Source organism: uncultured Methanobrevibacter sp. (assembly GCF_947169325.1).
Classification (GTDB): Archaea; Methanobacteriota; Methanobacteria; order Methanobacteriales; family Methanobacteriaceae; genus Methanocatella.
Genome location: NZ_CAMVPN010000114.1, coordinates 1 through 5700 on the forward strand (window position 1 = coordinate 1; position 5700 = coordinate 5700).

General features: G+C 30.4%; 2 protein-coding genes and 1 pseudogene. 2 read left to right on the forward strand and 1 reads right to left on the reverse strand.

The features are described from left to right. Positions 1–2521, reverse strand: a pseudogene (locus tag Q0W26_RS11135) (hypothetical protein); the annotation flags it as partial. Positions 2522–3706: 1185 nt separating this feature from the next. Here Q0W26_RS11135 and Q0W26_RS11140 point away from each other — a divergent pair. Further along, on the forward strand, positions 3707–3952 hold the full coding sequence (locus Q0W26_RS11140) for a hypothetical protein (protein ID WP_298525327.1): 246 nt from the start codon (positions 3707–3709) through the stop codon (positions 3950–3952). A gap of 204 nt (positions 3953–4156) precedes the next feature. Then, a complete protein-coding gene (rhuM, locus tag Q0W26_RS11145; RefSeq protein WP_298525330.1) occupies positions 4157–5188 on the forward strand; it encodes a RhuM family protein in 1032 nt (343 codons plus the stop codon). Positions 5189–5700: the final 512 nt, after the last annotated feature.

Below are 5700 nucleotides of genomic sequence, written 5' to 3' on the forward strand. Positions count from 1 at the left end.
CATTAACCAAATTACTAGAAGAAGTACTATTATAAATAGCTTTGAATGTACCATTGACTAAAACAGCACTAGCTTGAATATCACCAGTACTTGAAGATAATGTGACAGTCATTGGATTAAAACAATCTGCAACATCATCAGTACCATTCCAAGTTAATTTACCTACGATTTCATACTGATTATTTCCTAAATATGTTTCTGATGCAGAAAATATTGCATATTTAGTTAATTCAACATTACTAGAACTTGTTGATGTAACATATCCTGGAATACTATTCTGATTAAACCAAATTCCATCTAAACGAATATCTCCATTCGCACTTCTAGTTAATCCATCAATATTTAATGAAAAAATAGAATTTTTGAAACTTGCAAAGTGAACTCCATCAAAAGAGTTTTTATAATAAAGCTCAGTCTGCCTCCACTTTTCAAACACACAGTTGATATAATATGAATTAAATGAGTTTAACTCTTGTGAAACTGCTAAATCCACCATATTAGTGAACTTACAATTAGTAAATGTGACTGTATCAGCAACACCCAAAAACGGCACCCAATACGCCTTTACCCCTACAGTAGTCGTAGCTCCGTCAAAAGTAATATTATTCGCATAAAATGTAGAGTTAGAAGATGATAATTGAAATGCCTCTTTAGCGTTAGCAGAAATTCCTGTATATTTTAGTTTAGTATTAATAATAACTTCTCCAGAAATACCTTGAACAATTAATTCATCTGTATCAAATAGTAATATTTTACCAAATTGATAAGTTCCATTAAAAATATTAATTATTATTCTGTCATAATGCTGTCCAGTTACATTTTCATAAGCTAATAGCAATGTTGCAAATGGATTTTCTTTAGTTCCATTTCCATTTCCATTATTATTTTCACCAACATAAATAATACATTCTGTTTCAGTCAACAATTCCTCATTTACTACAGATAAAACCTCTGGTGATGAAACACCAAGAATATTTCCTGATTTTAAAATGGATTTATTTGGAATATTTCTATTAGAAGTGCAATTACAACCACAATGACAATTTGAACCTAATGGACAATAATTGCCACTAACAACTACATTAGGATTGTTATTTACAGCATGGTTACAACAGTATGCAGTGGTATTTAAGCAATTGTTAGTGACACTTCCACTACCTCCAGACATGATGAAAACTGCATAGGTTCCATTTTTTACTTCAACAGTGTTGTTAGTGATGTTAAAGTAAGGATGTCTCATAGCGGCCTGTGAATAACTTATACCATAGGCATTATGAGTTGAAACATATGGTGCTTTATTGATTACATGAATAATATTACGTGCAACATAATCATTATCATCCCCTAATTCCATACCTGTTACTAAAGACCATGGGTGTAAACCTGCATTACCAGAAACATTTATCCTATTTCCAGTTATATTTAAACTAGTAGAACCAGGATAATTTTGAGAATAAATTCCGCAATTAGGACCATTATTTGAAGTTGTAATATTATTATTAGATATTTTTATACCTGTGTGTCCTCCAGTTAATTGTATACCATAAGCAGCACCAGTACCATTATTAGTACCAGTAATAAATGATCCTCCTTTACTTTCTAAAGTAATATTATTCATATCGATTACTGAATTTGAGCATTGGTAAACATCTACTGCATATAGATAATTGTTATTTCCAGGCATTGTTTTGTTATCGATTTCTATTATAGTATTATTTGTAATGTTTGCTTCTTCAGAATTTACAATAATAACTGCATCCAATGTTGGATAACCAGTACTATTACGTGAAACATTTACCAATAATCTGTTATTAATAAATTTAAATTTATTTGAAGATTGTACTGCAACACCTGCTACCAAATCTGTATATATACTAGGATAAGGTTGTGAGTAGTCAACATCTTTTAAAGGTAAGTATGCAGTAATATTGTTTCCTGAAACTTCAACATTCTTACTATCAACTATTGTAATTACATGATTATAATTTGCAGTATTTGCATAATTACAAGTATAATTAATCACGTTATTTGAAATTACTGTATTATTTGCAGTTTCAACATAAATTGCAATACAATCAACACCATTAGGTGCATTCATAATAAAAGTTGCACCATTTATAGTCAAACCTGGAGACAATAATTCAAATCCTACATCATTAAATACAGCATTACTAAAACTTAATGAAACTCCCCGATTAATAATAAAATTACTAAACGGCATGTGGTCAAAAGAACCTTGGAATATTAATCCAGTAGGTGCACCACTTTTAATATATCCTGTTGAAGTATCAAAATAAGTTCCCACAGTACCATTTGTTACATATTGCTGAGCACCTCTTGTATTTTCTAGTTCATCTGTAACATTAGCAATATCTTCTTGTTTGACTTCATCAGTGATATCACCAACATCTTCTTGTTCGAGTTCATCAGCGACATCATCACTAGAATCATCTTGTTCAACAACATCAACTGAATCTACAGTATCATCGACTTCGAGAATATCTGTATCTTCAGTTCCCACAATATCATCCACCTCTGTTGCACTAGCTGCACTAACGCAACAGATTAACATTACAAATATTAGTAGGCCAAAGAGTTTCTTATTGAAATTCATTTTATTAACCTCTTTTTTTAATTTTAAAAACTGCAAATTTTTTTAGAGAAAATTGCAAAAACTCTGAAATATAAAAAAAAGACCCCCATATTTCCCCCAGAATTCTGATAGATTATATCAATCTATCCGATTTTGAAGTTCACATAGAACCCCTTTTTTAAATTTCTAAATTAGACCTTAATATGTTTCATGTTCCTTAAATTATATTTAATAATCTATAAAGCCTAGTTTAGTATAATTCATTTTATTAATTATACATATTATATGATATCTCAATTAATTAATATAAACCTTACTAATAATCAAATTCAATTGAATTTCTTAAAACCTGCAAAATCACAATCAACAGGAAAATTTCTTGCAAAAAATAACAATCTTGATTACAAAATAAAATCATCGTATATAAACTCCAATTTATTCCCAATTATAAATTCAAATAACAGTTAACTTTTATTGAATGAATTAGGACCCGATTTTAAAAAATCAAATTCATTAACATAACAGCGTTAGTGAAAAAATTATCAAAACGCAAATTAACATAGGGCATGTTAACCTTAACACCGATCAGTCAATTTATCAAAAATCAATTAAACATTATCAATACAACAATCGAATAGTCTTATTGTCCAATAAACACAATTGCAAAGTTTTCAAGACTCTCTTTAAAAACCACCAAAGATTCATCCGAAAAATTTAAGGTAACCAAAAGGTTATCACCAACCAAATCGGCCCCAACCAATTAAAACAACATATCACATCAATCCAAAATAAAATAACAAGCAATAGCAAATAAAGACAATATTAATGAATTATCTTAAGATTTAAACGATTATTGAAAAATAAACTGGGAGCTGTAGAATCTGAGAGATTGATATAATCTCTCAGATTACAATTAACAAAAAATCACATTTTTCCCCAGAAAAAATAATTCCATCAAGTGATTGAAAAAGAGCAAAAGTATTTAATGTTGAGACAGAAACTTACTTTTCAAAAATTTCCTCTTTTTCAACATAAGCGTAAAATATTTCTATTTTACAGATTCTAATTTTCAACCTTAGTATAAATAGCTACCCATTTAGGAAAAATGAGTTTATGGTAAAAGAAAATGAATGGATTGACATTTCCAAAAGCAAAAATATAGCTGAGGCAAAACACCTAAATGACCTAATAAAAAACAAGAAAAGCAAGAGACATCAAAAGATGTGTCCTGTGCCGAGACCCCCACCTTTAAAGACACATCCCCCATTTTCGTTTAAGAATTTCATGCCTCTTGGTAGTGATCCGGAAAACGGAATAACACTTTGCCGGCATCATAAAAAAATGTCATGCCTTCTATAATCTGGAAAATATCTCTCCTCATAGCTTGCTTAAATTTTAAAGGATTACAGGTTTTAGTGATAGCACATTTCTGCAAAAAGCATACGAATTGTAGCAAACTGACTTAGGATATGCAAAATTTTACTTTTCAAATGCTCTCTCTAATCTTTTATATACATTATAAACCTACTTATTATTATAGCAATTAGACGCAGGAGCTTGAATATGAATAATGAAATTGTAAAAACATTATTGTATACCAGTGAGGATGGAGCAGTAGCCATAAAGGTAATTATTGATTCTGAAAATGACACAATGTGGACTACACAAAAAACCATGGCAGAATTGTTCGGTAAAAATATCAATACAATAAGTACTCATTTAAATAACATTTTTGAGTCCGGAGAGTTGGTAAAATCAGAAGTAACATTCAATCCGAACGATTTCAATAATACTGAAATCGTTATTATAAACCCCGATGCGAAAACACAGCCAATATTATACAACCTTGATGCCATAATCTCAGTCGGCTATCGTGTAAACAGCAAACAGGCAACACACTTTCGAAGATGGGCGACAGGCGTGCTTAAGGAGTATATTGTAAAAGGTTTTGCACTGGATGATGAGTTATTAAAAAAAGGCACAAGATTCGGGAAAGATTACTTTGACCATTTGCTTTCAAGAATCCGTGAAATTCGCGCTTCAGAGAGAAGATTCAATCAAAAAATCACGGATCTGTATGCGACAAGTGCAGACTACAATCTGGATGCCGATGAAACAAAAGACTTCTTTGCCACAGTACAGAACATGCTCTTGTTTGCAATAACCGGTCAAACTGCCGCTGAAATCATAAAATCCCGAAGCGACAAAACTAAAGTTAACATGGGACTGACAACATGGGAAGATGCACCTCATGGAAAAATCCTGCAGGCAGATGTGGTAATTTCAAAAAACTACTTAAACGAAATGGAACTGGATTCACTGAATACCTTGGTTGACGGTTTTTTAACATTGGCAGAAACAAGGGCAAATTCCCAAAAACCAACATTCATGAAAGACTGGAAAACATTGCTTTACGGATATCTTGAATTAAGCCAACTGCCACTACTAGAAGGAAAAGGTAAAGTTTCAGCTGTTGAAGCCAAGACACATGCGATTAATGAGTATAAGGAATTCAGAATAAATCAGGATAGAAACTATGAATCTGATTTTGATAACCTGATTAAGTCCATTAAACGGCTGGAAGGTGAAAAATAATACATATCTGGAGAATACCTCTCCCAGATACTTTTGAAATCATTTAAGGAGTTTAGGTTTTAGTGGATAGTAATATATAATATATAATTAGACTGCCAGTATTAATTACAAATTAAATTTTTCTTTTGACATTTCAATAGCTTTCATTAAATTATCTAACTTAAAAGGAACATGTTTCGGATATATTTTTAGGCTATTTATCAAATATTTAGCATGATTTTTATATAAATTGCCCCTTAAATTTTTATTTACTTTAAATTTTGAAGTAGAAATTGCAATTACATAAAATGTGTCATTTTTATTTGAAATAAAAATATAACTTGTATTATGGGATATTCCATATTCTTCATCAAATTCTTCATTGATGACATTGGTTATTTTATTGATATAACCAATATCTAATTTTAACTCATTAATTTTGACATTCTTTTTAAAAATTTCAAATGAAAATTTAGAAATGTTTTTATTTCAGCATTAGTACCAGTACTTTCAGCCATAGCCTTAGAAACCAT

Coding starts and splice junctions, on each gene's coding strand:
- Q0W26_RS11140 (WP_298525327.1), top strand. CDS start 3,707: ATGGTAAAAGAAAATGAATGGATTGACATTTCCAAAAGCAAAAATATA.
- rhuM (WP_298525330.1), top strand. CDS start 4,157: ATGAATAATGAAATTGTAAAAACATTATTGTATACCAGTGAGGATGGA.